Origin of the sequence: Streptomyces sp. SD31 (assembly GCF_052068475.1) — a bacterium.
GTDB lineage: Bacteria > Actinomycetota > Actinomycetes > Streptomycetales > Streptomycetaceae > Streptomyces.
Map to the genome: position 1 here is coordinate 42482 of NZ_JBQHCX010000026.1, position 25191 is coordinate 67672.

General features: G+C 71.2%; 29 protein-coding genes, 1 tRNA gene and 1 pseudogene. 11 read left to right on the top strand and 20 right to left on the bottom strand.

Features of this window, described 5'->3' with window-relative positions; all coding sequences use genetic code 11:
* Positions 1-287: 287 nt before the first annotated feature.
* Both ACTMVF_RS39790 and ku read right to left on the bottom strand, forming a co-directional pair.
* The gene (locus tag ACTMVF_RS39790) at positions 288-458 is read right to left on the bottom strand and encodes a hypothetical protein (RefSeq protein WP_441275975.1); all 171 of its coding nucleotides are present in this window, start codon (positions 456-458) and stop codon (positions 288-290) included.
* A 244-nt stretch (positions 459-702) separates the two neighbouring features.
* On the bottom strand, positions 703-1479 hold the full coding sequence (ku, locus tag ACTMVF_RS39795; RefSeq protein ID WP_441275976.1) for a non-homologous end joining protein Ku: 777 nt from the start codon (positions 1477-1479) through the stop codon (positions 703-705).
* A gap of 258 nt (positions 1480-1737) precedes the next feature.
* Here ku and ACTMVF_RS39800 point away from each other — a divergent pair, with 258 nt between their 5' ends.
* Complete coding sequence (locus tag ACTMVF_RS39800; protein ID WP_441275977.1) at positions 1738-2310, top strand: hypothetical protein; 573 nt, start codon at positions 1738-1740, stop codon at positions 2308-2310.
* An 18-nt stretch (positions 2311-2328) separates the two neighbouring features.
* On the opposite strand, the gene ACTMVF_RS39805 is transcribed toward ACTMVF_RS39800, so the two are convergent.
* From ACTMVF_RS39805 to ACTMVF_RS39815, 3 genes are all read right to left on the bottom strand, one after another.
* A complete protein-coding gene (locus ACTMVF_RS39805) occupies positions 2329-2565 on the bottom strand; it encodes a hypothetical protein (RefSeq protein WP_441275978.1) in 237 nt (78 codons plus the stop codon).
* A complete protein-coding gene (locus tag ACTMVF_RS39810; protein ID WP_441275979.1) occupies positions 2562-3470 on the bottom strand; it encodes a hypothetical protein in 909 nt (302 codons plus the stop codon). The genes ACTMVF_RS39805 and ACTMVF_RS39810 overlap by 4 nt, the downstream gene beginning before the upstream one ends.
* A gap of 325 nt (positions 3471-3795) precedes the next feature.
* Positions 3796-4077, bottom strand: coding sequence for a hypothetical protein (locus ACTMVF_RS39815; protein ID WP_441275980.1), 282 nt, complete (start codon positions 4075-4077; stop codon positions 3796-3798).
* A 605-nt stretch (positions 4078-4682) separates the two neighbouring features.
* Here ACTMVF_RS39815 and ACTMVF_RS39820 point away from each other — a divergent pair.
* The gene (locus tag ACTMVF_RS39820) at positions 4683-4955 is read left to right on the top strand and encodes a hypothetical protein (protein WP_441275981.1); all 273 of its coding nucleotides are present in this window, start codon (positions 4683-4685) and stop codon (positions 4953-4955) included.
* A 280-nt stretch (positions 4956-5235) separates the two neighbouring features.
* Positions 5236-5412, top strand: coding sequence for a hypothetical protein (locus tag ACTMVF_RS39825; RefSeq protein WP_441275982.1), 177 nt, complete (start codon positions 5236-5238; stop codon positions 5410-5412).
* Positions 5413-5485: 73 nt separating this feature from the next.
* On the opposite strand, the gene ACTMVF_RS39830 is transcribed toward ACTMVF_RS39825, so the two are convergent.
* From ACTMVF_RS39830 to ACTMVF_RS39865, 8 genes are read right to left on the bottom strand one after another with little or no spacing between them, the layout of a single operon-like run.
* Positions 5486-7201 (bottom strand): hypothetical protein, encoded by a 1716-nt coding sequence (locus tag ACTMVF_RS39830; RefSeq protein ID WP_441275983.1) that lies wholly within the window; start codon positions 7199-7201, stop codon positions 5486-5488.
* A gap of 35 nt (positions 7202-7236) precedes the next feature.
* Positions 7237-8412, bottom strand: coding sequence for a hypothetical protein (locus tag ACTMVF_RS39835; protein WP_441275984.1), 1176 nt, complete (start codon positions 8410-8412; stop codon positions 7237-7239).
* A gap of 40 nt (positions 8413-8452) precedes the next feature.
* Complete coding sequence (locus ACTMVF_RS39840) at positions 8453-9595, bottom strand: hypothetical protein (RefSeq protein ID WP_441275985.1); 1143 nt, start codon at positions 9593-9595, stop codon at positions 8453-8455.
* Positions 9596-9626: 31 nt separating this feature from the next.
* Positions 9627-10400 carry a hypothetical protein gene (locus ACTMVF_RS39845; RefSeq protein ID WP_441275986.1) on the bottom strand — a complete coding sequence of 258 codons (774 nt, stop codon included), beginning with the start codon at positions 10398-10400 and terminating at the stop codon, positions 9627-9629.
* Positions 10397-11563 carry a hypothetical protein gene (locus ACTMVF_RS39850; protein ID WP_441275987.1) on the bottom strand — a complete coding sequence of 389 codons (1167 nt, stop codon included), beginning with the start codon at positions 11561-11563 and terminating at the stop codon, positions 10397-10399. The genes ACTMVF_RS39845 and ACTMVF_RS39850 overlap by 4 nt, the downstream gene beginning before the upstream one ends.
* A 49-nt stretch (positions 11564-11612) precedes the next feature.
* Positions 11613-11900 carry a hypothetical protein gene (locus tag ACTMVF_RS39855; protein ID WP_441275988.1) on the bottom strand — a complete coding sequence of 96 codons (288 nt, stop codon included), beginning with the start codon at positions 11898-11900 and terminating at the stop codon, positions 11613-11615.
* A 3-nt stretch (positions 11901-11903) separates the two neighbouring features.
* Positions 11904-12149, bottom strand: a complete 246-nt coding sequence (locus ACTMVF_RS39860; RefSeq protein ID WP_441275989.1) for a hypothetical protein — start codon at positions 12147-12149, stop codon at positions 11904-11906.
* An 18-nt stretch (positions 12150-12167) separates the two neighbouring features.
* Positions 12168-13163 (bottom strand): hypothetical protein, encoded by a 996-nt coding sequence (locus ACTMVF_RS39865; RefSeq protein WP_441275990.1) that lies wholly within the window; start codon positions 13161-13163, stop codon positions 12168-12170.
* A gap of 312 nt (positions 13164-13475) precedes the next feature.
* Between ACTMVF_RS39865 and ACTMVF_RS39870 the strand changes: the two genes are divergently transcribed.
* The 7 genes and pseudogenes from ACTMVF_RS39870 to ACTMVF_RS39900 all read left to right on the top strand — a co-directional run bounded on the left by ACTMVF_RS39870 (position 13476) and on the right by ACTMVF_RS39900 (position 19168).
* Positions 13476-14087 carry a hypothetical protein gene (locus ACTMVF_RS39870; RefSeq protein ID WP_441275991.1) on the top strand — a complete coding sequence of 204 codons (612 nt, stop codon included), beginning with the start codon at positions 13476-13478 and terminating at the stop codon, positions 14085-14087.
* On the top strand, positions 14084-14665 hold the full coding sequence (locus ACTMVF_RS39875) for a hypothetical protein (protein ID WP_441275992.1): 582 nt from the start codon (positions 14084-14086) through the stop codon (positions 14663-14665). Before ACTMVF_RS39870 ends, ACTMVF_RS39875 begins: the two co-directional genes overlap by 4 nt.
* Positions 14662-15036: pseudogene (locus ACTMVF_RS39880) on the top strand (hypothetical protein); the annotation flags it as partial. The gene ACTMVF_RS39875 and the pseudogene ACTMVF_RS39880, both read left to right, overlap by 4 nt.
* Positions 15037-15401: 365 nt before the next feature.
* Entirely contained in the window at positions 15402-16844 is a 1443-nt protein-coding gene (locus ACTMVF_RS39885; protein ID WP_441275993.1) for an AAA family ATPase, read from the top strand.
* A gap of 22 nt (positions 16845-16866) precedes the next feature.
* Complete coding sequence (locus ACTMVF_RS39890) at positions 16867-17472, top strand: DUF4326 domain-containing protein (protein WP_441275994.1); 606 nt, start codon at positions 16867-16869, stop codon at positions 17470-17472.
* Positions 17469-18257 carry a hypothetical protein gene (locus tag ACTMVF_RS39895; protein ID WP_441275995.1) on the top strand — a complete coding sequence of 263 codons (789 nt, stop codon included), beginning with the start codon at positions 17469-17471 and terminating at the stop codon, positions 18255-18257. The genes ACTMVF_RS39890 and ACTMVF_RS39895 overlap by 4 nt, the downstream gene beginning before the upstream one ends.
* 113 nt (positions 18258-18370) lie before the next feature.
* Positions 18371-19168 carry an endonuclease domain-containing protein gene (locus ACTMVF_RS39900; protein WP_441275996.1) on the top strand — a complete coding sequence of 266 codons (798 nt, stop codon included), beginning with the start codon at positions 18371-18373 and terminating at the stop codon, positions 19166-19168.
* Positions 19169-19243: 75 nt separating this feature from the next.
* On the opposite strand, the gene ACTMVF_RS39905 is transcribed toward ACTMVF_RS39900, so the two are convergent.
* From ACTMVF_RS39905 to ACTMVF_RS39935, 7 genes are all read right to left on the bottom strand, one after another.
* The gene (locus ACTMVF_RS39905) at positions 19244-20083 is read right to left on the bottom strand and encodes a hypothetical protein (RefSeq protein ID WP_441275997.1); all 840 of its coding nucleotides are present in this window, start codon (positions 20081-20083) and stop codon (positions 19244-19246) included.
* 160 nt (positions 20084-20243) lie between these two features.
* Complete coding sequence (locus ACTMVF_RS39910; RefSeq protein ID WP_441275998.1) at positions 20244-20645, bottom strand: hypothetical protein; 402 nt, start codon at positions 20643-20645, stop codon at positions 20244-20246.
* A 137-nt stretch (positions 20646-20782) separates the two neighbouring features.
* A complete protein-coding gene (locus ACTMVF_RS39915; RefSeq protein WP_441275999.1) occupies positions 20783-21121 on the bottom strand; it encodes a hypothetical protein in 339 nt (112 codons plus the stop codon).
* Positions 21122-21135: 14 nt separating this feature from the next.
* A complete protein-coding gene (locus tag ACTMVF_RS39920) occupies positions 21136-21438 on the bottom strand; it encodes an SH3 domain-containing protein (RefSeq protein ID WP_441276000.1) in 303 nt (100 codons plus the stop codon).
* 512 nt (positions 21439-21950) lie between these two features.
* Entirely contained in the window at positions 21951-22535 is a 585-nt protein-coding gene (locus ACTMVF_RS39925) for a ScbR family autoregulator-binding transcription factor (RefSeq protein ID WP_441276001.1), read from the bottom strand.
* Between the two features lie 20 nt (positions 22536-22555).
* Positions 22556-23734, bottom strand: coding sequence for a type III polyketide synthase (locus ACTMVF_RS39930; protein WP_441276002.1), 1179 nt, complete (start codon positions 23732-23734; stop codon positions 22556-22558).
* Positions 23734-24561, bottom strand: a complete 828-nt coding sequence (locus ACTMVF_RS39935) for an MmyB family transcriptional regulator (protein ID WP_441276003.1) — start codon at positions 24559-24561, stop codon at positions 23734-23736. The genes ACTMVF_RS39930 and ACTMVF_RS39935 overlap by 1 nt, the downstream gene beginning before the upstream one ends.
* Positions 24562-25021: 460 nt before the next feature.
* Between ACTMVF_RS39935 and ACTMVF_RS39940 the strand changes: the two genes are divergently transcribed.
* Positions 25022-25095, top strand: a tRNA-Val gene (locus ACTMVF_RS39940).
* Positions 25096-25191 lie beyond the last annotated feature (96 nt).

A 25191-nucleotide genomic window follows, 5' to 3' on the forward strand; every position in this document is an offset into this window, starting at 1 on the left:
GCGGCGAAGAAGACCGCGTTGTCGGTGGGCGCTGCTACGGTGGGAACCACCTCAGCCCGAGAGGGTTGAGGGCTCCCGCGCACGCGTGGAGTTGGATCGCAACTACAGCAGAGGTGCTCTTCGCCTCGCATGTAGGCCCGCTTTGGCGGAGTGGCACACCGCGCAGCACCGGCGCGGTCGAAAGCCCGGAACGGCTTCCGGGGTGAGGATCGCAACTTGGTCGCGTTCCTGCTGTGCAGGACAGATCGCTGTGCAGGCCCCGGACTCCGGTCCGGGGCCTGCTTCGTTCACCCAGCGGCGGCCGTCCGCAGGTAGAGGCGAGCGAAGCGGGCGGCCGGGTCGATCAGCGGTGCTGCCGCCTCGGTGCCGCCGAGCTCCTCGGCCCTGTCCTCGAACGACGCCGTCGTCTCCAGCCAGACAGCGAGAGCCACCGCCCCCTGGGGATCGAGCGCGGCCATGTGGGAGGCCGCCGCGAAGGCCCGCGCGTACGTGTACGGCCGGAACTGTCCGGATAGGCAAGGGTGGCCAGGGCGCTGCTGCTCACGGTGCCGTCCGCTTCGACGTCCTGCGGGGTGAAGGCAGCCACCAGCAGCGCGCCCGTCTCGTCCTGGTCGACCATCCATCGCTCGTCAGGGGACTCGGCGGCCTCCGAGGCGCGGCGCCGCAGCAGCGCGGCCGCCTCCCGCAGCAGTTCCTGCGCCATCACGTGGCCCCTCCGCCGCGTCGTGACGCACGGATACTCGCCTCCAGCGCCGCCATCAGATCCTGGGGAGGCTCGCGCGGCCCCGCCGGCGCCTCCAGCTCCCTGCCCGCGGTCACCGCGGCGACGAGCCGGTTCAGGGCCTCGCTGTACTCGTCGCGCACGGCGGAGGGGTCGATGCCCAGCAACTGGGTCAGCAGCAGCTCGGCAAGCTCCAGCTCGCGGTCGGTGACCGGGAGCGTGGGCGCAGGACCCGGCTCACGGATCTCGTCCGGCCAAAAGACGGTGTGAATCGTCAGCACCCCGGATCGGGGCCGGAGCACGGCCAGCCGCTCGCGTGTGCTGAGGGCGGTCTTGGCGATCCCCACCAGCCCGGTCCGGGCCAGCGCGGCGACGAGGACCTCGTACGGCCGCTCGGCGGCCGCGCCGGCGGCCGCGCCGGCGGCACGGGCGTAGTAGGCGCGCTGGTAGGAGATGGGGTCGATGGTGTCGCCCGGGACGAACCCCAGCACCTCGATGACGCGCCGGGTCGGCAGCGGCAGCCGCTCCAGGGCGGCATCGTCCAGCACAGCCATCGTGCCGTCCGGCGCCTCCACGCCGCGCGCCACGTCCGCATAGGCGACCTCCTGGCCGTCCAGCTCACACACCCGGCGGTGTCGGAGACGCCCTCCGCAGCGCCGGTGCACCTCATGCAGGCGGATGCGGTGGTCTTCCGTGGCGGGCGAGACCAGGACGGGCACGGAGACCAGACCGAACGACACGGACATCGTGGTCGCCATGTCTCCATGGGACCGCTGAGCTGCGGCTGACGCATGTCGGCGCTGGCGACGGCGTGAGGGGCCGCTCATGTCGGCCGCAGAAGCCGGGATATGGCGCCCTGAAGGGGCTATGGTGGGCGCGGCTGGACACGCACTGCCGTCCGCCGTCGACCGGCGCCCACGCCGCCCGGGTCGGCTGTGGCCAAGGTCCTGCGGGGCCCGTGCGATCCCGTCGTGCCTCGATCCGGCGGAGCGTGGGGCCGCCCATCGGAGCACCTGATGCCCAGGAATCAGTCCACCGCTGCCCAGCGGGCACGCGACGCCCAGAAGACCCCCGGCGGCGGGAAGTACACCACACTGCTGCGCGCCGCCGAGACGGGGCAGCCGCTCGACCCTGAACCGGACAATCCCACGGCGCACGCCTGGTGCCCGCAGTGCCGCTACGCCTTCGTCCTGCACCGTGCCGGTCAGTGTCCCGAGCCCGCCGTGTACCGCGTCAGCGATCAGGACTTCCATGGCCCGCACTGGGGCGGCGGCCTGCACTCGCACGGCATCTGGGCGTGGGTGATCGCCCGCGCCGACGGCGGCCGCGGCCGGTGGCTCACCCCCGACCTGGCCCTCGGCGGTCCCGACGCCCTCAAGGGCGCGCTGCGCGCGGACACCGACGACCAGGACATCGCCGGGTTCCCGGACATCGATCACCTGCGGTCCGTCCTGGACAAGGCGTTCCCCGGCGCCACGGAGGGGCCCTTCGCTCTCGACCGGTACGCCGATGTGGATGAGGACCCGGCGGACCTGGTCCGGGGCGAGTTCATGTGGAACTGCGACAACGACTGTGGAGACGACTACTGACCGCCCGTCCGGCGGGGCTTACAGCGGGTCGTCCTCCTCGGTGACGACCTCCCGGTCGACGACCCACTTGCGGATGATCCGGCGCGTCCCGTCGTCCTCGTCGGCGACGAACTGGACGACGACGGCGGGGTCGTGGGTGTAGAGCCCGAGCCACCCCTTGTAGGTGGCGCGGGCGACGGCGGGGTTGTCCTGCCACTCGCCGGTGACGGCCGGGCCGTCCTCCACGAACTGGAGGATGGCCCGGTACAGCGTCATCGCCCGTCCCCGCCGGCCGGGCCGGACTCGTCGGCGAACGGGCTGGGTGAGTGGGCGACGACGTCCGGGTGCAGGCCGGGGGCGATCTCTTCGAGGTCGGGGTGGGTGGCGGCGACCTCGCGCAGCAGCCGGGTGAAGGTGACGTGATCGAGGCCGCGGCCGGTGCGGGATACAAGGAGCGGGCCCTCGCTCTCGGTGGAGTGCGGGGCCTTGTGGGTGCGCACCGGCAGGTACTCGTCCAGCGCCCACACCAGCGGCCGGGGGATGGGGGTGAGCGGGCCGACGGCGGAGGCACTGTTGTTCTTCACCGGCAGTCGCCAGGCGGGCCCGGCGGCGTTGTCGCGCTGGAGGTACTGCATGACGGCGGCGATGGACTGGCCGGGGCGCAGGCCTGCGAGGGTCATGTAGGCGGCGAGGCGGGCGCGTTCGGGGTGGGGGCCGCGGTAGCGGTCGGCGGCGGTGCGCAGTGCGTCGGTCTGGAAGCGGGTGAGGGTCTCGCGCTCGGCCGGCGGGGTGGGCCCGGCGAGCGCACGGCGGGGCGGCAGGTTCCAGCGGGCAGCGCCGAGGTCGTCCTCGCAGTGGGTGTAGAAGGAGCGGACGGCGGAGACGGCGCGGCCGCGGGAGGCGGCGGCGAGCGGGCTGCCGTCGAAGGCGGTGAGCCTCGAGGCCCAGTCCTGGATGTGCAGGGGCTCGAAGTGCCAGACGAGATCGCCGATGTAGGTGAACCAGTCCTGCTTCCAGCCGGGCGGGGCGTCGATCCCGGCGAGGTAGAGGCCGTAGCGGTACTTGGTGTCCTCGTCCCAGACGCGGCCGATGACCTGCTGCCCGTCGGGCCGGACGTACGCCCCGGCGAGCCAGCCGGTGAGGATGGCGTACGGGTCCGGGGCCTGGGTCGCTGAGCTCATCGGGCCACTCTATGGATTCCGGGGGACGGCCTCTTTGCCAAGGCCCGGGATCTCTCAAGAGACCTTTGTCCGTCGGGGACGGCATACGCGACCGGGTACCGCGCTGGAGCTCACCCTACTCCCGCCGCCGAATTGCCCGGGCCCGTTCGCCCCCGATCTGAACTTTAAGGAACAGACCGGCCACCGTCACCAGGAGCCAAGGGGTGGCTGAGCGCCGTACGGACAGTGCGGAACGGCGCCGCGCCCCGCCCCTCACCGCACTTGGCTGGGGAGCTGGTCTGTTCCTTAAAGTTCAATGCCTGGATCTTGGGCAGCGGATCGGGGGCTATGCCGCCTGCGCCTCGGGGTGCCGGGCCTGCTTGCGCAGGTCGGCCTCGACCTCACACCGCGGCCTGTCCGCCTCCTTCGCGTACGAGGTGACGGCCCTCTGCGTCTTCCAGGCCCGATCCCGCCACTCCTGCCAGGCCTCCTCGTACGCCGCGGTCTGCTCCTCGCTCCACGGCCCGGCCGTCGGCCTGCCGAAGGTGTCCCGCAGCTCCAGTACCCGCGCGTGCGCCTCGTCGGCCTCCAGCTGCAATCCCACCAGGTCCTCGAATGTCTGTGTCACGAGGACGGATCCTAAGCGGCTCCCGCCCGAATCCCCGTGCCCCGACCACGGGCCGACAGTGGCCGACCGCGAGTTTCGAGGCGGCGCCAATGGCCGTTCCGTTGTTCCCGAGACCGTTCCCCGAACGGCACGGACAGCAGTAGCGCAAGTCCGAGCGCTTCCCTCTCCCGGCTCCGTGACCCGTGGGGGGAAAGGCGAAAGCCTCCGATTCGCTGGCAGCGCCCGGAGGCTGAGGAACATCAACAACTCGCGCTATGAAACTGTGCGTGGCTGCGGTGACGCCAAAGAGTCCGTTCGCCGCCCCCCGTCATTCTTGCCGGAGTGAAGAGGGCGGCGAACCACCAGACAAGGAAAACTGCCAGTTCAATCGCAGGATCCATTGGTGTCGGCTCTAGCTTGATTGCACTAAAGCCCAGTGATCCAGTGAAGGGTCAAAATGGGGGCTTTGTCAATACCTAACTGCGGTCTTTTTCCCGCCGTGACCTCCTCTCGACATTCCCGACGTCCATAAGGCAACCTTGTCGGCAAACCCAATACCCCCTCGCGGATCGTGTCGATTCTTGCCGGAGTGAGCGACCCGCGAGGCCACCTGCAAGGAGATACCAATGGTGTTCCTGCTCTGCCTCATGGTGATTGCCGGACAGCTCATCCATTCCCTGTATGTTCCCCTCTGCTCTGCGCTGATCAATTCGACCAGCCCAGAATTCGGGAGCCTCCAACACGCCCTCATACAGATAGGAGTTGCGGCCATCTTCACGTTCGTCCTCTCCGACGTGATCAGACGGTTCGCCTCCGCAGACGGGCGGGTTCAATGGTTCGCTGCGGCTCTGCTCGGATGGAGCCTCGGAGAACTCATCGCACCCTTCATCAGCCCCTAGAAGGACCCGTAGTTAAGACAGGAACCGAGTCGGCCGGCACCGGCTCGGTTCTTCTATGTCCGCCGTACGCCGGGGCCGTCCGGACGGGAAGCGTGACGTCGGGATGGAACTCGGCGTACGCGTCGCAATGTTCGGCGAGATGGCCCCGACGGCCGTACCTTGCGGCTGATGTCCGAGATAGGAGCACCGCCCCCTTGGGCCCGGCCTCCCCGCAGGCTGGGGCCCGCTGTGTGAACATGTCGGGCAACCAGCGGAGCCGAGTACGAGAGGCCTAGGCCGCATGAGCACCACACCCGGCAACGTGCCAGACGCCCAACAGTTCGCCGCCACACTCGCGCAGATCCAGGCAGGCCAGCTCTACAGGGCCATCGGGTACACGACGTTCGGCGACTACGCCGAACAACACTGCGGCATCAGCCGCCACCAGGCCTACCGCCTGATCCGCCGAGTCCAGTAACCGCGCACGGCGCGACGGAGGCCGCCATCCCCAGGGCGGGGTGGCGGCCTCCGTGTCGATGGGCGGGGTGCCGTCAGTCGACGGCGGCCGGGGCCGACTGGGTGGGAAGCCTGACATCGGGATGGAACTCGGCGTACGCGTCGCGGTGTTCGGCGAGATGGTCCCGACCGGCCTGGGTGACGTGCAGCAGCGGCCAGTTGTCCCCGTAGTGGCCGTAGGCGTCGAACCGGACCAGGTTCGTGTACTCGGCAAGGCCCCGGTCGACGAGGACTCCGGGCGCCTTCGTGCTGCGGGTCGCCTGCTTGACCTCGTACGAGAACAAGCCGCGCGGAATCGCCGCCAGCTCCTCCTCGGTCGCCTGACCGTACCGTTCGACCTCGCCGCGGGCGTGGTGCTCCCGCCGGGGGTGCTCGGTGCCCACCAGGGCGACGAGCAGCCGCAGGGCGGGGGCGTCCAGCAGCCCGGCCGGGCGGCGCTTGCGCGGCTGTTCCTCCTCCGGCGGAGCGTTGAGCAGCCGGTAGAGGTAGCCGTCCCGCAGGGCGCGGTGCAGATGCACGGCCAGTGCCCACGGCTGTTCGAGTACGGTGCCGCGCGCCGGGGTGGGCACTGCCTCGGTGTGGAGCCCGGCGGCGGCCTTCGCCTTGCCCTTGCGGTTGGTGGTCGCCCGGCGCAGCCGCTTGCGCTGGCATTCCGCGTACAGACGCTCGCCCTCCACGTCGACCGCGACCACCCCGGTCGGGGTGTACGCCGGCAGTTCCGCCACGGCGGCCGCCGTCTGGGCGCGGATCGCTGCCACGGGGTCGGCGCCCTCGACGACCGCGGTCACCGCGGCGAGCGTGGCGGCCGTGTACTGCGGCAGACGCTCCGCCAGTACGATCCGCATCTTCGTCCGGTAGCCGTCGAAGGTGTCCGCCAGGGCCTTCGCGTGGGCGCGCTTGAGCTCGGAGACTTCCCGGTACATCGCCAGGGCCAGCTGCCCCTCCTGCCGGTGGAACTCCTCCTTGAACTCGACGTCGGCCCGGGCGCGTTCCTCCTGCGCCCTCTTTTCGGCCCTCTCGGATGCGTGGGCGAGCGACCAGCATTCGCCCCGCAGCCCGTCGAGCAGCCGGTCCGCCTCCTCCGGCCAGCCGACCCCGCCCGACGGGTCGGGCAGGTTCAGCTTCGGGTACGCCGCGGCGTAGGCGGCGTGGTGCTCGGCAAGGTGGGCGACGCCCTCCTCGGTGATCTCGAACCCCTGGTAGGTGCCGCGCGAGCGGGCCAGCCCGCGCGGGATGAGCTCCTTGTCGATGGTGGGCGAGCGCGCCCAGTCCAGGTATCCCTTGGGGTTGCTGGACGCCTCGTAGAGCTGTCCGAGGACCTCGGCGGCCCGCTCCTTGAGCGGCACCTTCGTGCGGGAGGCGCGGGGCTTGGTCACCCACCGCATCAGGGCCCGGCCGTGCTTGGTCATGGCGACCTGGTGCATCCGCCCGAACGGGGTGGCTCGGTCGTCCAGGGTGATCAGGTCGTGTTCCACCAGGACCTTGATGGTGGAGCCGGTGCCCTGGTCGTGGTGCCCGGCTCCGCGCCAACGGATCTGGAGCTCGGTGCGGCCCACCAGGTCGGGTACGGCCGGTTCGTGGTACGCGTCGATCGTGCGCCACTCGGCGGCGGGGAGACGGTTGTAGTTCCCCGACGCGCCCGCCGCGCGCTGCGCGGCCTCCCGTCCCTGGTCCTCCTCGAAGATGGTCTTCAGGTAGAACTGCTGACGCGGGTTCAGCGCCTTCCAGAGCTCGGCGTAGTCGACGGCCATGGCTCTCTCACCTCCTCCTTGCCTTGGGCGGGTTACTACTCGCTGGCTGTCTGAGCGTCGGGTGCTGCCTTGCGCAGCCGCTCAGCAGCGTGCCGCAGCCGGGAGGTCTCGATCGTGACCGTGGCGTACGCGTCGTGGTCGGACGGGATGAACTTGGCGCCTGCGTCGAGCAGTACGGCGATCGACTCGACGACGTCGGCGGCGTCGCGAATCCCTCCGACGAGGTCGCCGGTCGAGTCCAGTCGGTACTCGGCGCGGGCCAGCTTGTCGTACGGCTCCACGCCGTCTCGCTCGAACTCGGCGCCGGGGTCCTGGCCGTAGCCGACCCGGATGGTGGTGAGCCCCAGGGCGGGCCGCATCCGGTGCTCGCTGTTGAGGTCGTCGGGGTCGGCTGGCTCTGCGCAGGCGGTGAGGTGGGCGACCACGGCGTGCGCCGGGTCCTCGACCGGGCCCGGGTGCGCGACCGGGTCGGCGAGGAACAGCGGGGTGTCCGCGGGCAGTCGGGTGAGGATCGCGGCCAGTTCCCCGGTGGTGGTCACCTCGCGGGCTCCGGGCAGGGCCTGGAGGAAGCGTGCGGTGGCGGTCTCGGCTGCCTCGGTCGCCTGCTCATCCATCCTGATCCGAGGCGGCATCGGCTGCTCCTCGCTTGCTACGGGCCGCAGCTGCGGCGGCTCTTCACCGGACGGAGCGCGGTCCGCGTTAAGCAGGATGGGGGCCATCTTGTACTCACTGGCTCCCCGGCCGCCGGCCGCGGCAAGCAGCTGCTCGATGAGCGGTTCGTCTTCGGGGGCGCTGGCTCGCTCCGGATAGGCGGTGTCCTCGATCAGCTGCTCGACGTGCAGCAGCAGCGCGTAGTCCTCCGGGGTGAGGTCGCTGTTCCCGAGCCGGTACGGCGACGGATGGGAACGGCGCCAGGCGGCGCCCTCGGCGACGGCGGGCGCGAGAGTTCCCTCGCGGCGGGAAGCGATGGCCCGGGCCGCCCATGCCCTGGAGGACGTTCCCCGGTGCAGGTGCAGCTTCCGGTCGCGCATGTCGGGGAAGTGGTGCCCGGCCAGAGCCTCGGTGAGGTGGGCGCGCATCTGGTCGCGAGTCGGGCCGTCGGCCCAGCTCATGTTCCAGCGGGGTCCGCTGTCGTACACCAAGGTGACCGTGACTCCGGTGACCTCGCCGAGGTGCGCGGCGAGGCGAGCTGCCTGTCGGGTGCGGCTCATTCCGCGTCCCCCTTCTCGGTTCGGTGGTCGGTCACGGTCGTCACAGTCCGATCCCTTCGGTGGCGGCGTCCTCGAACATCTCGCCCTCGTCGACGTACTCCCAGAACACCGGCGAGTTCGCGCTCCAGCCGCCCTGCTTGCGCAGCTTCTCGACCCGCCTGCCGCTCTTGCGGCCGGTGGTGACCAGCCCCCGCCGGCCGGAGTGCCCGGTGATGCGACGGCCGGTCAGGCCCGCGTACTTGGCGGCCCGGGCCATGGCGCGGCCGACGCCATCCGGCGACAGCCGGGCGGAGCCCAGGTAGCCCCACTGGTCGACCGGGAGGAACGCGGGGCCGCCCGGCTTGGCCCCGGCGGCGAGCTTGGCCGTCTGCCAGGCCAGCCAGCAGCGCACCGGGCACGTGTCGGCGTTCTCGCCGTAGGTGACGGGAACGTCCCGGGCCGGACGGTCCTTGACCTCCGGGACGTGCACCGCAAGACCCTCGTCGAGGAGCTTGATGTGCGCGTCGTCGAGTACGGACATCTCCTCGTTGCGCCCGGCCACGGCGAACTTCAGCGTGTTCAGCGCCCGGTCCCGCAGCCGGGCCAGCTCCGGCACCACGTACGTACGGCGGCGCCGGGCGCCTTCCTGCGGGGCACGCTCGCGGGCCGCCGTGTTCATCGCGTGCAGGTCCTTCGGGGCGATGGCGGCCGCCTTGCCACGTCCCCGGGCCTGCCGCTCCTTGTCCTTCTTCAGCGGCTTCAGCGCCCGACGGGCCGCCTCGGTGGCCGCCTTGGGCACGGTGTACCCGAAGCGGCGAGCCTCCGAGGTGACGCCGGTGATCCTGCGCTCGATCGAGTTCGGCGCCGCCTCCTTCACCTCGTCCAGCCACGTCACGAAGCCCACGAAGGTACCGACGGTGACGGCGCTGAGCGGGAGCTGCGTGCCGGTCTTCGCCTTCAGCCAGACGTGGAACTCGACCCACAGCTCCCAGTCGCGGGCGTACCCGGTGCGCGTCTTGCGCGGCCGGACCCGCTGGAGGTGCTCCTCGGCGTCCTTATCCAGGGCCTTGAGCACGGCGGCCGTCGCCGGGTCGTACGCCTCGACCGCGCCCTCGGACCCGGCGTCCTCGTCGTCGACGAGCTCGCCGTCGACGACTTCCACCGGCTCCAGCTCGGTCCCGTACTCCTCGTCGACAGCCGTCATTCCGCCGCCCCCGCCTCGGTGTACTCCTCGTTCACGCCTTCCCTCCGAACGGGTCGGGGACGGTGTAGCCGTGCTCCCGCAGCCACGTGTGCGCGGCCTTCTCCTCTTCCCGCAGCCGGTTGAAGACGGCGTCACCGCCGGGGCTCAGGTCCTTGAAGGCGACACGGGCGCTGCGGGTCTGGGCCCACTGGCACAGCTCCCATTCCGGCTGCCCGGTCGCACTGTTGTACGCGGCCGGGGGGAGGGAGCCGTCCCGGGCGAACGCGTCCCGCTCGGCCTCCCGCTGGGCCACCTTGGCCTGGGCGGCGGCGACCGCGGCCTGAGCCTCTTCCACCTCCTTCTGCGCCTGGCTGATCCGGTCCTCGAAGTACGTGGCGACGACGGTGGTCGGGTCGATCTGCTCGGCGCTCACTGGCTGTTCTGCTCCTCGGTCGTGGTCGGCGGAGGCCTGCGTCAGGGCCCACACCCGGGCGGCGGCGGCATCGGGGTCGGGCTTGCCGACCTTCTCGCAGTGCTCGGCGAGGGTCCGGCACTCGGCGTGGGTGCACAGGACCCGCACCTGGGCGTACAGCACGCCGTGTTCGTCGTTCACGACGACGTTCGCGGCCGCCGTGCTGGCCTGGCGCAGTGCGGCACAGCCGAGGCTCGCGGCTTCGGTGTCGACGAGCGCCAGGAGGTCCTTGACGAGCCCGGCGCGGCCGCCGTGCCTGTCTACGGTGACCGGGCTCCAGGCCGTGCCCTCGGAGTGGACGACGGCATTCGTGCCGTCGGCGAGGGTGACGGTGGCCATCTGCATGGCGGTCACTTCCCGTCCGCGGTGAGCCACCGCAGGGTGCCGGTGATGGCGCCCTGTACGGCGTCCTCGCTGCCGGAGAGGAGGGCGTCGAGCAGACCGAGGCCCGGGGTGTCCTTGCGGTAGACGAGCACGAGGGCCGCGTCGTCGTCCGGGAGCGTCTCCGGGAGGACGTGCAACGGCATCATCGGACCCGGCGTGATGCGGGCGGCCCGCACCTCACCCACCCGGACGGCACGGGGCCGGTGCCCGATGCGGTGCACCAGGTCGTGGGTGGGGTCGTCCTCCTCGCGGCAGCCGCCGGGGCACGGCCGGGGCTGCGGTTCGGCATCGTGCCGGCGGGCCAGCTCGCCGCACAGCTCGGCGAGCCGTTTCATGCCGAGGTGCCGGGTCTCGCCCGCGATGCCGGAGCGGGCCAGCATCTCGGTCTCGCGCACCAGGTGCTCGGGCGTCATGCCGTACGGGTTCGGCAGGTCCAGGTGGGCCCGTCCCTCCGCCGTGAGCGTCAGGGGCATGGACCCGCGGGCCGGTGCCGTCCAAGTCGGCAGGTCGGCGGCGCCGTCCAGGTCCGTCGGGTACGGCTTGCGGCCGGTCCGGATCAGGCGCTCGATCTCGGCCCGCACGCTCTCCTGTGTGTCGCCGGGGAGCAGCCCGCCCTCCCTGAACAGGTGGGCGGCCTCGTCCAGCATCAGCACGACGCGGTCGGACGAGCCGCCGGTGCGCTCCCGCTGGACGGCCAGCACGGCGGCGAGCATGTCCGCGGGCGTCTTGCCGGGCATGGGGCGGTCCAACTCGCCGCGCAGCTTAAGGAGTTCCACGGTCTGGCCCTGGAGCTGCCCGGCCGCCCACGCGCGGGCGGCCTCGGCCTCGACGTCCTCGTCGGCGTCGCGCCGGTAGCGCTCGGCGACGGCGGCGCAGGTCTCGGAGTCGCACAGCACGCGGGCCACCGCCTTGGCCGATCCGTCCGGGCATGCGATGAGGTCAACGTCGGCGTCGGTCAGCTCGGCGGCGATGCACTCGGAGACGGAGCGCAGGCCGTCCCTGGCGGCGGCCTCCAGTGCCAGGGGGCCCTTTGCGGTGAGCACGTCGGCGTCCCAGTGGGCGCTGTGCACGTGGACGGTGTAGTGGCGGTCCGGGTCTCCCGGGACCAGCAGCAGCGGAACGCTCAGCGGCATGAGGTGGTCGGCCTTTCGGGTGAGGTGGTCGGTCGTAAGGTCCGGGCGGTCACCGGGGCTGCTCTTCCCCGTCCGGCTGCTGCGCGGCGGCCGCCCGCCGGGCCAGCCGGGCCTTGGCCTCGCGCTCGGCGCGCGGGTTGCTCGGCTGAAGGATGATCAGCGTCCGGGCGAGCAGGCAGGCCAGGGCGGTCGGCATCCCGATCGTCAAGGGGTACAGGGCCCAGCCGGGCAGGTCGTTGATGCTGAAGTCCGCCGCGTACAGCCCGAGGATCGTGCACAGGGCGGCGGTGCCGAAGCTGACGAGGAACCCGAACTCGAACAAGCGGCGCAGCGCCATCGGTCAGGCCCCCTCGGCGGCCGTGCGGTACCCGTCCAGGCCTTCGCCGTACGGGCCCACGGTGCCTTCCATGAGGTTGCGGACGTGTCCGGCCTCCCAGGAGCCGGACCGGTTGCGCAACACCTCCTCGATGCCGCCCTCCTTGGCGGCCACGGTGCACAGCGCGTGGGCGAGGAACTCGGCGACGTCGCGCCCGTCCTCCAGTGCCTCGGCGATGACGTCGGCGGCCCGGCGGGTCAGGTTGTCCATGGTGGTGGTGGCCTTTCGTCAGGAGTGCTCGCCGGGCACGGCGGAGCCGTGGGCGAGGGGGCGGGTCAGGGTCTCGGCGATCGTGTCGAGAGCGGTCCGGAGGGCGAGGTGTTCGGCGCCGGTCAGCTCGCCGAGCGGCCGGTTGGTGTCGAGCAGGGTCCATCCGGCGGGGACGAAGTCGCGCTGCTCGGCCTGGCGGATGCGGACCTCGACCCGGTCGCCGTCCAGGTGGGTCAGCCGCACGGTGGCGTCCTCGACGACCCACTGCTCGTCGGCGATCCGGTCCGAGAGCCGGGCCAACGCCCGTCCGGCCAGCTGCTGTTCGCTCACGCCGTCGGCGGCGAGGACCTGCGCGTGATGCAGGGCCTCGCTCAGCCGGTCGACGAGGTCGTGGGCCAGTTCGTCGCGGCCCCACCGCCGGTGTGCGTCGCTGTCCTCGTCGAGCAGTCCGGCGATCCGGAAGAGGGCCGTGGTCAGGTCCCAGGCCGTCTCGGTGAGCGGGTCGGCGTCCTCGGTGAGCACCGCCGGGCGGACGACGGAGTCCATCAGCAGGGCGAGTTCGTTCACGGCGTCGGCCGTCAACGGCGCGTGCTGCGGGGCCGGTTCGGGGGCGGCCTCCTTGTCGGTCGGCTCGATGCCCCGGGTGCGCAGGTCCTCGTACACGGTGTCGCGGGAGACGCCCGCGGCCGCCGCGAGGCCTGCGATACTGCGGGTGCCCGCCCACCAGGCGGCGGCCATCAGGTCGGCCCGGTTGTCCGGCAGCCGTTCCCGGCGGGTGGCCCAACCGCGCAGCGCCGCAAGGGAGGTGCGCACCATGTCCGCCTCTTCGTACGTGGCAACCGGCAGCAGCGTGCCGCCCGCCTCCTCGACCCGGGCGCGCAGCCGGGCGGTGAACTCCGCGGGCATCGCGGCGGACGTCTTGCCCGGCCCGCCGGCGGTGAGCGTCGCCGGGTCGATGGGCGGCTGCGGCGGGGCGGGATCCTCGCGGGGTGCGCCGTCGTCATGCTCGGGCACGTCGTCTCCTTCGTCCGGGTAACTGTCGACTGACTCGACACTTACCAGACCATAGTGTCGAGTCGCTCGACATGTCGAGCGGTTCGACACTTTCGGGCCGTTCGGACAACCGGAGTTGACGGTTCCTCATGTCCGTTTTATCGCCTCGGATATGGCACGTTATCCGAGCCGAGACGCACCGTGCCACCACTTCACCCGAACGTGTCTAGATTTCTGGCCCGATTCTGCGGGGTCTAGACAGCGAGGGGGCCGGAGGGGCAGACTCGCCAACAGACCCCGGAGAATCGGGTAAGAATTCGTCGGAAGGCTCGCATGAAGATCACCATTGAGGGCGCGAGCGAGGAGTTCGCCGAGAAGGTGCTCACCCTCGCCGCACAGCAGGGCGCGAACCTGACCATCAGCACGGTCGAGACCGGGTGGACGGCGGAGCGCGCCGAACGCTTCCTCCGCTCGCTCCCCGCCGGCGCCCGGACCTTCGCTCAGCTCGTCGTGGTCGACGGTGACGGCCGCGCCGAGGCGGAGACGCTGCGCGCGGTCCTGGGCAAGCTCAACGGCCCCACCGTCGCCCTGTCCCGCGCCGTCCCGCGCGGCGTGAAGGCGGGCTGGTGGCCGGAGGGCACCCCGGCCCCGATCGAGAAGGTGGACGACCCCGATCACCCGTCCTGGCAGAAGGCTGAGGCGTACGTGATGAGCCGGGACCTCGTGCCCATCTTCCGCGCGGCCTTCGCCCGCCTCGCCTACACGCAGGGGGCCGCCCGGGCTGCGGGGCTGCACCCCGGCGGCGCGGGCAAGACGTCCATGTCCTGGACGCCCGACGCGGTCTTCGAGAAGGGCTTCCCCGGCGTCAACCCCGTTGACGTGGACGGCGGTTCACTCCCGGCCGACGACGACCAGGGCGACGCGACCGAAGGGACCGAGCAGTGAGCGACCCGAACGCCGACCGCACCCCGCTGGAGGGGGCCGACCTGCTGGCGGACGCCCGGGCGGCCGCCGCGATGGAGCCGAACCCGGAGCCCGGCAGCATGGTCGCGTACCTGCACGCCGCGCTCGCTGAGGTGGACCGGCTGACCGAGCTGGTTGACCGGTACCGCGCCCCGCTGCCCGGCAGCCCGGTGGCGCGGCCTGAGCCGGACCCGGCCTATGCGCTGATCGAGCGGCAGCGCGCCGACCTGGAAACCGGGTTCACCGACTGGCCGTACGCCGTGGGCATGGTCCTCTGCCCGGCCCGCGAGAAGTGCAGCGAGCGGATCGACAGCGTGTTCAAACCGATGTGGAACGGCCGCCTGCCCATGCATCGCGACTCCTTCGGTCACGCCTGCCCGGGCGCGCACCAGAAGCCGGTCACCCCGCGGCTGAGGCTGCGGTCGCAGACCCCGCCGGCCGAGGACTACACCCCGCAGAACGGGGCCGCGTGGATCGACGTGCGGCGGGCGCAACGACTCTCGTTCGGGGTCCGCAAGGTCGACCCCGTTGCCGAGACCAACCGAGAGGAGACGTCATGACGTTACCCACCACCGCCCCCCGCCTCGCCGCCGCCAAGGAGTACCTCGGCATCCCGGCCGTCGTCGCCATCTGCGGATCCACCCGCTTCATGGCGGAGATGACGGAGGCCGACCTGCGGGAGACCGCCGCCGGGCGCATCGTCGTCAAGCCCGGCTGCAACATGAAGGAACCGCACCCGCTGTGGGCCGACCCTGCCGAGGCGGAGGCCTTGAAGGCCCGGCTCGATGAGCTGCACCGCGCCAAGATCCGACTCGCGGACGAGGTCCTCGTCGTGGGCGACTACATCGGCGACTCCACCCGGGCCGAGATCGCGTACGCCCGCAGCCTGGGCAAGCACGTCCGCTTCACGCACCCCCAGGTCGACCCCGACGGGGAGACGCTGACCGCGTCCCCGTACGAGATCCGGACCGACGGATCGGCAACGGCCGTGCAGGTGCTGGCCGTTGAGCACGTGCCCGGCCTGCACGTCTACGAGCAGCCGGAGGACCTGCGCGGCCCGGGCGACGACGTCACGCACCCGTGGCGGCTGGGGCACCACTCGGGCCTCGCGCTGGCCGCCTTCCCCTCCCAGGACGACGCCGTCCGCGCCGCGTTCGAGGTCGCCGCCTTCGCCGACTGGACCCGCGACGCCGAGGAACTGCGGGCGGACGCGTCCTTCGACCTGAGCGGCTACTACGACCGGCTGATGGAGCGCACCAACAGCCTGCTCATCACGCGGTCGGCGAAGGAGGCCTCGTGACGTACGAGAGCGACCTCGCGGCCGCCAAGCGGGCGGGGACCGCCTGGGGCTGTGCCTGCGGCGAGGACAACCCGCCGCACTACGACGCCTGCCACGCCTGCCAGCGCCCGTCCTGGACCTGCGCGACCTGCGGCACGGTCAACACCAGCGCCCGCAGCGACTGCAACGAGTGCGGCAACGACATGCCCGCCGAGCTCCTCGGCGACCGCTCCGAGGGCTTCGAGATGAGCTGGGAGGAGTGGATCGCCATGCAGGTCGGGCCCCGCATCGTCGGCGGCCGCTACGACCACGGCGACCCCGCCGGCGCGTACGAGGTCCTCGCCATCGACCGCGGCCCCCGGCCTCTCGGCACGTGGCCCGTCTGGGAGATGACCGTCCGCTACGACCGGGACGGGCAGGACACCTCGCACTGCTCCGGCTGGAACCCTGCCCGGGACCGGGTCCTCTCCCCCGGCCTGCCCGCCGACTCCGGGCCGGACGAGGACGACGAGGAGCCCGCGGGCACCGTCGTGCCGCCTCTCGACCTGGCGCCCGGCACACTGCTGGTCGCGGTCGGCCCCGGGGCCTCGGGTAAATCGACGTACGCGGCCACCGCGGCGGTCGACGTCGTGGTCTGCCTCGACTCCCTGCGCCGTGAGATCGGCGGGGACGAGGGCGACCAGTCCGTCACCCCGGCCGCCGTGGAGCGGCAGAACGCCCTCTTGGAGCAGTACCTGAGCTCCGGGGCAACGGTCTTCCTCGACAGCACGAACGTGGAGCCCCGCGTCCGTGCCGAACTCGTGGAGCGGGCCCGCCGGCGCGGCCGCCCCGTGGTCGCCCTGCGCTTCCTGCCTGACCTCGACACCTGCCTGACCCGCAACGCGCTGCGACCGGTCAACCGGCAGGTACCGCCGGAGACGCTGCGTTGGCAGCACGACCTCGCGCGGGAGGCCACCCCGGACGTCCTGCTCCGGGAGGGCTTCACCGCCGTGCACCAGGTCGACCCCACCCCGACAGGAGACACCGTGTCCAACGACGTCCTTTCCCTCGAGCGGATCGCCGATGCCGTCGCCGTACTGCGGAAGGCACAGGAAGGCGACGAGGCCGCCCGCCGAGACCTTCGCGGGTACTTCCCCGAGTACGAGGGGCTGGTGATGCAGACCGATCACGCCCGCTACCTCGAACACGCCGCCCGCGTCGGGCTGGTGGCGACGCACCTCCTGATCCTTGAGTGCGGGGGGTGGCTGGCCTCGGTGGACACCTACACCTCGGACTACGGGTTGCCGCTCGCGTCCGTGGCGCTCGGGGACAGCTACCCCAGCAGGACAGAGGCGATCCGCGAGGCCGTGCGCACTGCGACGGACAACGGATGGCGGCTCGAACCCGAGCACCAGTGGTCCGACTTCGACTGCGGGGGCGGGGAAGTTCACATCCCCATTCACGCCGTTCCCGGCCGCTGACCAGCGAGAAAGGACCGCATCCGTGCGTACCTGCACCCGTATCCAGCGCCGCCGAGACCGCGGCTGGCGCAAGCCCGAGCGGTGCATGATCGTGGACCGTACCTCCGACTTCGGCAACCCGTTCACCATCGCGCAGCTCGTGGACATCGGCTACAAGGAGCCGGAAGCCCGGCAGACCGTGATCGCCGAGTTCCGCCCGTGGCTGCGCGGAAGCCGCACCAACTGGACCGCCGACGAGAGCGACCGGCGCCGGGAGAAGATCCTCGCCCGGCTGCCGGAGCTGCGCGGCATGGACCTGGCCTGCCCGTGCGAGCCCGGCGAGCCGTGCCACGGTGACGTGCTGCTGGAGTGGGCCGCGCTCTCCCCGCTCGCCCTGGAGGTGCGCGTCGCCTCGACCCGCGCCCGGGTCGACCGACAGCGCGTCTCCCACGGCCTGGAGCCGATGTACGACGCCGACGAACTGGCCGCCGTCCTCACGCGGGACGTGCACCTCGACTGCCTGGTCGACTTCGACCCGGGCGACGGCATCCCGCAGCGCTGCGACAGCCGGACCTGGAACCACTACCTGAAGGGTCAGCGGCTGCACGAGGACGCGGTGCGGGTGCGGCTGGTGGAGGTCTTCGCGTGAGCCCGATAGAGACCGACGTCCCGCGCCTGGACCGGGCGGAGGCGTACGCGAAGGTCGTGCACCGCATCTACCACGACCGGCGGGCCGCCCCGCCGGCGCGGGAGCTGCTGCTCGCGGTGGCGTACGCGGTGTTCCTCTCCCCCGCCGAGCCGGAGCGGAGGCTGACCGCGGCCGCCCGGGTGCTGGGCAAGAAGGCGGGACTGCCGCGGTTCGACACGCTCGTCGCGGCGGACGCCCCGCGCTACCAGCCGCCCCGCGAGGCGGGTGACTGGAGCCCCGGGCAGGCACCGGGCTGCCAGGCCCCGCGCCTGCGCGAGTACGTCTACCGGCCCCGCCGATCCGCCACAAGCGGGGAGGAAGCAGAGGACGCCGTTGTGCCTCTGCGCCGTCCTCCCGCGCCCGTGGTCCACGTCCCGGCCGGATACGTCCCGCCCGTCGACTACCGCAACGCCCGGGGCATCTGCGGCGCCAACTCCCACCACAAGGTGCTGGAGCACGACCCCCGCACCGGCTGGGTGATCCCGCACTGGTTCTGCAAGCGGCACGTCGAGCACGCCGAACGGGTCGCTGCCCAGGTCGCCGAGCAGAACGCGGCCGCCCCGGAGCCGATCCCCAACACCGGTGGCCTGCTCGCCTCGTACTTCAAGGCGCCGTGGGAGAAGGTCTACCGCCGCTACGCGCCGAAGACCTGGTCTCCACCCTCGTACGGACTGGCGGCCGACGACTGGCCGGACCCGGGCGACCCGCCGCCGCTGCGCTCCCGGCTCCGCCTCGTCGCCCACTGACGACGGCAGACACCACGAACGGCCCCCGTGCGATAGAGGCGCTCGGGGGCCGTTCTGCTGCCGCAGCGTACCGGCCCGGCCCACTGTCAGTGCCGTACGCCAGGATCCCCCCCATGGTCAGCCTGGATGAACTGCCCCCGTACCGGCGGGCACAGCTGCTGTGGCGCTGGGCCCATCAAGGGGTCGCGTTCGTTGAGGACCTGGTCCGCGATGCCGAGAAGCGGCCCTGTCGACTGCCCACTCCCCCGCCGGGGCCGCTGGGCCGGACCCTCGCGGTGCCCGGCGACGACGGACGGTTCCACCTCGAACGGGCGGGCCGGATGCTGTGCGGGGAGGCGGCGGCCGCCGGCGCCTGGAGCCACCGCCAGCACTGCTCATGGATCGAGCGGGACCACGGGCCGCAGGAGTGGACAGGCGGCCGCCAGGACGACACCGAGGCGGCCTTGGCCTCCCTCCTCGCCGAGTGGCCGGTACGGGCTACCGGCCCGGGCGTCGATCCGGGCACCGTCGACCGATCGGAACGCTGCCTCGCGGGACGGTACGCGCTGCTGCACCTGTGGCCGCCGCGCCCGGCCCGTACGGCATCCATCCGGCGCCTGCGTGCCGCGCTGGTCGACGCGCTCGGCGCCGACTGCCACCTGTGCGGCCTCTACCCCGGGGCGATGGTCGACCATGACCACCAGTCGGGCCAGGTGAGGGGACTTCTGTGCGCCCTGTGCAACCGGGTGTTGGAGGAGTGCCCGCACCTGACCGGCTGTCCCAGGGCCGACTACCTGCTCGCGCCCCCGGCTGCCGGGCTGAACCTCCTCTACCCGGCCAGCCAGCAGTGGCGGCCCAAGGAAGCCACCCGTCGGCGGGTGATCGAGCAGCTGGGCTTCGACCCCTTCGAGGGGCTGCGCCCGGCCCCGTAGAGCGGAAAGCGGCGGGCCCCGACGCCCCCCCGTGTGGGGATCGTCGGGGCCCGCCGCTGTCGGCCGCCGCAGCGCTCAGTCTTCGTCCGCCGGGCCGAAGACCCCAAGGCAGTCCGCGCACATGACCTTGCCGCGGCGCAGCGTCCTCGGCGAGGCCCTGATGACGTTGGGCGGGTCGCACTGGCAGACGCCCTTGGCGTAGTTGCGGTCCTCCCGCTCCGGCTTCTGCGGGCCTTCCTCCTCCTCGACCTCGTCGCCGTCCTCGGTCTCGTAGCCCTCGGTGTCCAGGTCGTCGTCGACCTTCGCGCCGGTCCGGGAGCGGCCGCCGCGGACGCCGTAGAAGTTGGGCACGCGGGTGGCGTGGATCGCCGCGTCCAGGGCCTCGATCTGCTCCTTGTACGCCTCCTTGGTCTCGTCGCTCATCGTGGTGCCCGCGAAGCCGTACTTCTTCTTGAAGTAGTCGCTGACGTCGGGCTTCTGGATGAGGCCCAGTTCGGCGGCCGCCGCCTTGAAGCGCTTGTTGTGGTACTGGCTCGCCGAGCAGTCGTCGACTCCCCGGGCCTGGTTGAGGGCGTGGGCGCCCTCGTGGATCAGGGTCGCGAACACCTCCTCCGCGCCGCCCTGGAGCGATTCGGCGGTGACGAACACCTCGTGGTGGACACCGTCGCCCTGGCGCAGGCGCCAGCGCTTGGCGGAGAAGTGGGCGAGCTTCATCGTCGACTCGCGGCCGCCCGTGGCCATCGTGATGACGGCCTCGGGGACCTCCGGGTGCCGGGCGCGGATCGCTTCCCATCCGGCGATCAGTGCGGTGGTGATGGCGGCGGCGATCTCCGCGACGGGCGCGGCCGGCGGGGCAGTGGCGTCCTCCGGAGAGTCAGCAGGGGCCGGGACGAGGGCGACGGTGGCGGTGGTCATGGATCAACCATACCCAGAAACTCACCTCTTAAGAGGTGAGTTTCTGGGGTGAGTTGGCCGTGTCGTCCGTCACCCGCCCCCGGACGGAGGGAAGTTGGCGGCCGGAGACACGACGAGGGCCGCCGGGTCAGGTCCGGCGGCCCTCGGGTCAGGCGACGGGTCAGGAGGCCCGCGCGAGCGCGGCCCCCTCCCCCAGCAATTCGACGTAGCTCTCCGCCCGCCACATCCACCTGCTGCCCTCCACAACGGCTCGCACGATCAGCGAGTGCCCGTCCTCGCGCACCCGGAGGCGGGCGACATCCAGCGCGCGGGCGAGTTCGAGGTGGAAGTGCTCCGGCACCGGCGGCCTCATCACGGCACCGCCCATGACCCCGGAGAACCGGGGGACCGCCTCCGGGCTGTCGACCAGGGGCACCCACCCGGACACACCGCCGGGGACCTGGGCCATCAGCCGCGGCCGCACCTCACCGACGAGTTGCAGGTGCCGCAGGTCGTCCGCCCGGATCAGCCGGTACCTCTTGCCGTCGTCGGCCAGGTTCGTTGCCACCCAGACTTCGGCCATTGCTCGATCCCCCTCCTCACAAGACGCCGGCCGGGCCCTGGTCGGGCCCGGCCGGAAGAAGCCCACCCCGGTGCGGGTCGCGGCACTGTGGCAGCAGTACCGTGCCCCGCACCGGGCGAGCCGCTCGATTTGGCTAGCTAGCCCCCGCCTTTGGATGTGCGGTCGGAGAAGACCCAGCCCCAATCTCCGACCCAGTCCTTCCCGTAGTACCAGACGTTGCCGTGCCCATTGGTGGCCTGGCAGTACACGTAGAAGTTGACCCCGAAGTCCAGGACCTTCTTCCGGCTGTAGTCCTTTCCGGGACCGTTACGCAGAGCCGCCCCGGCGAGATCACTGACGTGCCGCCAGTGGTTGGCCGTGTTCTTGTCGCAACGGTCAGCGCCGACCGCCTCGGCCGTACCGGCGGTGGCGACGAGACCCCCGCCCGCAAGAGCGGCGGTCAGGGACAGGGCGGTTATGGCTCGACGTATTTCCATGCCTTGCCCTCACCTCAGCACGGAGGGGTGCAGGTGCCGACGTCGTCAGCCGAGGTGTGGAGCAGGTCCTCCCGGATCCAGCCCGTCTTCCCCTTCGCATTGCCGGTGGTCATCTTGACCCGGTACCAGAAGTGGTCGCCCCGGATGACGACGTCCTTCTCGGAGCACCGATTGCCCTTGTAGGCGATGCCCACCGTCGTGCTGGAGGTGGACGCCTTGGACCGCAACTTCGCCGACGACGCGGTGACGTAGCAGCCCTTCGCGGCAGCCTGGGCCGTACCAGTGGTAGCGACGACACCTGATCCCGCGAGGGCCACGGTCAGAGTCAGGGCGCCTATTGCTCTGCGTGCGCGCACTATTTCCCCGTTCGAGATTGCAGCATTCTCGCGAATGCCTTTGCGGAAGAAACCGAAAGGCAGTCAATGGAACCGGGCCGAAGGGTGTCAACTTTTTTCACGTCACGCAATAAATAGCCATCCGAACACTTTTCGCGTCGCGCAATGCCGCAGGAAAGCGGCCCCTCCTTTCCGACTTTTTCGCGTTACGCAATCACCGGATTGCGCCTCGCGCAATGAGGTCCAAGAGCACCCGCTATAGCCCGATATAAATAAGGGGAGCGATTTCGCAGGGCGCATGCAGGGTGGGGGAAAGGGTGCGGTACCCGTGGCCCACTGAGGCCGGATGCCGGGCCGCGGGCGATGCTCGGGGGTGGGCCGTTCCGGGCAGTGGCGTCATCTGCGGCGGGTGCGGCTTCGTTCGGCCGAGATCGAGCGGACGAGGGCAGGCGGGTGCGCCAGGTGTGCGGGGCGGCCTGGGTGGCCGCGGTGGATCAGATGTGCAGCCTGGGGAGTAGGCCTGGGTGTGCGAGCGCGGGCAGCAGGTGCTGCCACATGCTGGTGACCTCGTCATGAAGGTCGGCCCGGCCGGACAGGACCTGCGACATCATCTGAATGCCGCCGTAGCTGCCGACGATGTGGCGCGCGGACCGCTCTGGGTCGATTCCCGGGAGCAGCTCGCCCTGCTCCGCGGCTTCACGGAGCAGGGTGCCGACGGCATCCATGGAGGCCTGGTAAGGGGCAGCGGTCATGTAAGGGCCCGGCTCGGTCGACAGCCGCACAGCCCCTCTCAGCATGGGGTCGGTCTGTAGGGCGGTGGTGTAGCTGTGGGTGAGGTTGATGAGGGCCTGAAGGCGGACCGGGTCGTCGGGTGGCTGGAGTGCGGTTCGCTGGTGGTCATACAGGGCGTCCGCGATATCGACCTTGGCGGGGAAGTGGTGCTGGAGTGCGCCCCGGGTGACCTCGGCGGTGTCCAGGATGGTGGACAGGGACGTGCCCGCGTAGCCGTGCTCGGCGAACAGGTGGCCAGCCGCAGCGAGAATGCGCCGGCGGGTCTCCTGCGCACGTTCCTGTGTCAACGCCTGTTCCTTCCGTGTGGTTAGAGAGTTTCGCCATCGAGGGCGGTGATGTGGAGTCCGGGGGAGGCCGCGTACAGGGCGACGTGTGCGCCGGTTTTGGGGGTGGTGCGGCGTACGCGTGCCATCAGGTCCAGGACGCTGACGCCGCCCCGGTTGCCGGTGGCGTAGGCCTCCCATGTGGGGGTCAGCAGGTCGGGGTTCCATCCGGGGGGCAGGCTCTCTGCCATGTATTCCAGGATGCGGGTGCTGCCGGGATGGGCGAGCAGAAGGTCAGGCCCCCACTCGGGTCCGTGCCGCCCGGTCAGCCACTGCCAGACAGGGGGAAGGCTGGCCTGGACGGCCCGGGGACCCTCCCGACTCATCAGGAAGTGCACGCCGTCGGCGCGGGTCTGGAGCTCGTGGTGGGTGTGAGTGCCGGGCAGGGTGGCGTCGTAGGAGGCGTCCAGGCGCAGCCAGACGCCGTCACGGGGCCGACCGGTGACCGTGACGGCGCCTGCGGAGTCGCAGAACAGCAGGCGGCAGATGAGTCCGTTGAGCGAGCTGTCCCCCACCTGGTATGTGGTGCTCAGCGCCTCGGAGACCGTGATCTGCACGATGCGGTCTGGGTCGGCAGCGACGATCTCGGAAGCAAGGGCCAGGGCGCGGGTGGTGGCGCCGCAGGCCCATGAGGTGAACGGATAGCTGACCACGTCGGGCCGCATGCCGGTCCGGCGCATCAGCTCGACATCGAGTCCAGGCAAGGACGGGGTGGTGCTGTTGCTGGTGATCAGTACGTCGACGTCGGCCGGGCTGAGGGCGGCGTGTTCGAGGGAGAGCAAAGTGGCGCGGGTGGCGTAGTCGCAGACGGCCGCCCAGGCCGGGGCAGTGCGCTGGTCGATCGTCTGCCGGGCGGGTGCCGTCCGCAGTGCCGCGAGAGCCCGGTCCGCTGCCGCCTGGTCGAGCCCGGCGCCGGTGAGTGCCTGCCGGGCGCCGGCGGCGTCGAGCAGGTCCAGGGCGTGGTGGCCGGGCGCGGTGGCGGTGGCAGCGGACAGCGGTAAGAACCACTGCCGCTCAACGATCTGGGTGGCGGCCGAGATGCGGTCGATGCGGTCGGCGAACGGAACGTCGGCATGGCTGATGCGGAACTCGTCGACGATGTCGGCCGTGCTGACGGTGTGTTCACCGTCGATGGCGGCGGGCGGCCAGCAGTACAGAGGCATCAAGTCTCCTTTGTCTCCATGAGAATGACGCGACAGCCGGGCGCCCCGAGAGGTTCGGCCGCCGCACTGTACAAGGTCACAGGCTGCCCAGTGGCGGCGTGCCGCATCCGGCGCAGGTCACCGTCCGGATGCAGGTACGGGTCCCGGTACTGCTGCCACAGTGCCGCGACCTCAGCGTCTGCCAGCACGGTGTCCCTGATCTCACACAGCCGTCGATGACGCGGATGCTCGCGCAGCACATTGCGGAGCTGGGAGACCGCCAGCGGCGCCCAGTGCCCGGCCCAGTCCAGCATGACCGTCTCCCGCGCGGACCGGTTCCCCAGGATCCACAACATGATGTTGGACGGCATCCCGCCCCACAACTGTTCGGCGGTCTCGTTGCGCGTGACGACATCCCACGCCAGGTCCGAGATGTAGGCGGCCATCGGAGACGTCTCGATGATGCGGTACCACAGGGGCGGCACCGCGGAGGCCTCCCCGGGATGCAGGGCGGCGCTGGGGGACGGCCGCTGACCGTAGACCGCCAGCCACAGCGCCTCCCATTCAGTCTCCGCGTACCGCAGCACACCCGCTATCGCGCGCAGCACGTCATCCGTGGGAGCGGCGATCAGGCCCCGCTCCAGACGCCCAGTGGTCCGCTGCGGCAGACGCGCCAGGAGATCCACCTCCAGCTGGGACAGGCCCCGGCCCGCGGGACCGGTCAGCGGTCGCGCGGGCAGTCCGGCGTCCAGCCGTAGCTCAGGCAGCTCGGCGTAGCTGGCGGGAGCACACCTAGCGCGGCTCGTCGCCAGGAGACGCCGCAGACCCTCGGGATCAGAGACAGACATCCCCCCACCTCTCCATCACAGCGCTACCGTCCGGTAATTAATTATTCAACATGACACAGCATTGGCCCTTACGTAGCATTCTCGATCCGGACAGAATCGGCCACGCGTGCACCGTATGGCGCAATCGGATTCCCTTGCCAGCCCCACACTGCACCCGGGAGTCAACCCGTGACACACCGCACATCCGTCAGGGTCGCCCCTGACCCTCTTTTTTTCGCTTCGAAACAGCACGATCAAGCTGTTTCAGCTCCGAGCCTGGCCGTACCTGGCGTCCTGGTCCACTGGCGCCTCCCCGCAGACGGCAGGCGCCTCGCTGATCGTGACCGCGCTCGTGCACAACAACCTCGACCTCGACAGGCGGCATCACCGTGAGGGGCGCGGTGTGGAGCACGGCCCCGGGCCCGCGAGGGGAGGCCCGGGCCTGTGCTGCACACCGCGCCCACCTCGTGTGACACACCCAGCCCGGGTGGCCCCACCGGAGAGGCAGCCGCCCTACACGCGGCCCACCCACGGGTTCGAATCCCGTCCCGGGCACCTCACCCGCACAAACGAGGGAACTATGTTCAGCGACAACGCACCAAAGAGGACCGCCCCAACCAATTCACGGCCAGAGACCGGAGTCGCCCGACC